The organism is uncultured Campylobacter sp. (assembly GCF_938030815.1).
In the GTDB taxonomy this organism is placed as follows: Bacteria; Campylobacterota; Campylobacteria; order Campylobacterales; family Campylobacteraceae; genus Campylobacter_B.
Map to the genome: position 1 here is coordinate 1 of NZ_CALHII010000067.1, position 2,794 is coordinate 2,794.

Annotated in this window: 1 protein-coding gene; it reads left to right on the forward strand. The window is 48.6% G+C overall.

The annotated features are described in order from the left end of the window. Positions 1-1,918: SEC-C metal-binding domain-containing protein (locus Q0277_RS02505; RefSeq protein ID WP_297995248.1), on the forward strand; the 1,918-nt coding region annotated here is incomplete at its 5' end. Between the last annotated feature and the right edge of the window lie 876 nt (positions 1,919-2,794).

The following is a 2,794-nucleotide window of genomic DNA, read 5'->3' on the forward strand; positions in this document are numbered from 1 at the left end:
CCTGGACGGCTATATCAAAGCCGACGAAGTAGCTCGCCAAATGATCCGCGGCGAGGCGCCTGCAGATCCAAAAGGCAAGGCGACGGGCGATTTTACCGTAGATGAGAAAAACCGCGCCGTTTTGATTACGGAGGCAGGAATTTCAAAAGCCGAGAAGCTTTTTGGCGTGGATAATCTCTATAGTCTCGAAAATGCAGTGCTTAGCCACTACCTTGATCAAGCACTTAAGGCGAATTATCTATTTGAAAAGGACGTGCACTACGTCGTGCGCGACGGGCAGGTCATAATCGTGGATGAATTTACGGGTCGTCTTAGCGAGGGGCGCAGATTCAGTGAAGGCTTGCACCAAGCTCTTGAAGCTAAAGAGGGCGTGCAAATCCAAGAGGAGAGCCAAACTCTTGCCGACATTACCTTTCAAAACTACTTCCGTCTTTACGAAAAACTCGCCGGTATGACGGGCACGGCGCAGACGGAAGCGACGGAATTTTCTCAAATTTACAAACTCGAAGTAGTCTCGATCCCTACAAACGTGCCGGTCATCAGAAAGGATCAAAACGATCTTATCTACAAAACCGAGCGCGAGAAATTTGACGCCGTCATTGGTGAGATCAAGCGGCTAAATTCCAAAGGCCAGCCCGTGCTCGTGGGCACCGCGTCGATCGAAAAGAGCGAGAAGTTGCATGAACTTTTGGTTAAAGAAAACATCGCGCACTCCGTGCTAAACGCTAAAAATCACGAGCGCGAGGCGCAGATCATCAAAGACGCAGGCGTAAAGGGTGCCGTAACGATCGCTACGAATATGGCGGGACGTGGCGTGGATATCCGCATAGACGATGAAGTGCGCGCTTTGGGCGGGCTGTATATTTTAGGTACCGAGCGCCACGAAAGCCGCCGCATCGATAATCAGCTCCGCGGTCGAAGCGGACGCCAAGGTGATCCGGGCGAGAGTAGGTTTTTCTTAAGCTTGGAGGATAATCTGCTTAGAATTTTTGGCAGCGACAAGATCAAAAATATCATGGATCGCTTGGGTTTAAAAGACGGCGAACATATCGAATCAGGCATGGTTTCGCGCGCAGTAGAGAACGCGCAGAAAAAAGTTGAGAGCTTGCATTTTGAAGCGCGTAAAAATATCCTAGAATACGACGACGTCGCAAACGAGCAGCGCAAAACGATCTATAAATATCGCAATGAGCTTTTGGATCCTGACTACGATCTGAAAGATAAAATCATCCAAAACCGCGAAGAGTACATCTCTAGCGTGCTTGAGGAGCTTGAAATTTTCGACGGCGCAAATATCAAAGAGGTCGATAAATTTCCGATCGTCGCCAAAATCGCTCAAGAAACGGGCGAGGTGCTCGAAAACAGCGAACTTGAGAAGGTCGATGATTTCAAAGAGCTGAAAGAAAAGATCATCGGCGCGCTTGCCGTTTCGTATGAAAACAAGATGTCGCCGATCGATCCGCAGCAGCGAAAAAGTATCGAAAAGATGCTTTATCTGCAGATCGTCGATCGCGACTGGCGAGAGCATCTGTATCAGATGGATATCCTAAAAGCGGGCATCGGACTTCGCGGCTACAACCACAAAGACCCGCTTACGGAGTATAAAAAGGAGAGCTACAATCTCTTTATGGAGCTTGTGATGCGCCTCAAATCCGATAGCATCCGCTTGCTGCATTCGATTCAGTTCAAATCTAGGGAGGAGATCGAAGCCGAGCAGCGTGCGATGCAGGAGCGTATGGAGAGCTCAAACGCCAAAGAGCTCGCCGCCGCAAGCACGAATGAAGCGCAGCTAAAGGGCGCAGAAGAGTTTGGCGACAAAAAGCCTAAGCGCAACGATCCTTGCCCTTGCGGTAGTGGCAAAAAATACAAAGACTGCCACGGCAAGGGCGGTCCTAAAAAAGGCGGCTTTGCGAGGTAGGCGCGGCAATCGGTCGTAAGTATCGCACGATCAGTGATCTTGATTGCGAGCATTGCGCAATTGGCGCTTTTTGATCTTGCTTTTGTATTTAGCGGATCGGTCGAGGGCGAGAGCGTCATAAAATTTTAAAGGGGCTCGATCGCTAGGCGGCACGAACGGTGCGCAAAGCTGCGCGATGGGGCGGAATTTTAGTTTTGAAATTTTAAAATTTCAAAGCGTATTTGGGGGTGCCTTTGGCTACTTGTTTTCGCAGCGCCGTTTCGGCGCGCCGTGCGGCAAAACGCGAACAGCGCGTGATACTTAAATTTAGTGCGCGACTAGGATACTGCGTGCATTTGAAATTTTAAATTTATGCGATTGCGGGCGAGCTTGCAAGCAGACTCCGCCTTTAAATTTTTAAGAATTTCAAAATTCTAAAAGATTTGAAATTTCTAAAATTTTAAAATTTTGAGGCGTTTGAAATTTTAAAATTTGCGGCTCGGCGACGGCGAGGTGAAAGCTAGGCAGTAGAGCGGCAACGAGCTTTGTTTCTAGCAGGCTGTAACGAACGATGATTGAGTGCTGCTGACTGCGGACGGCGGTAAAATTTCACTACAAAACGAACGGAGCGATAAAATACCGATTGTGCGCGGCGGTGAAATTTTATCCCAAAAGGCGCGGTAGCTAAAGTCGGTACTATGTAAAGAAAGCCGAAACTAGGTATAAAATTTCGCCAAAATACATGGCAGCGATAAAATTTCGCCGCAAGAGGCGCAGCGCAGATAGTAGCTCGGCGCTCATAGGTCGCCAGGCGTCTAAAAACTTGCTTTTGTTTGCGTTTTGAAGCAAATTTATCGCGGATACTCATGGGCCGCTTCATGTTTTAAAGACCGCCCC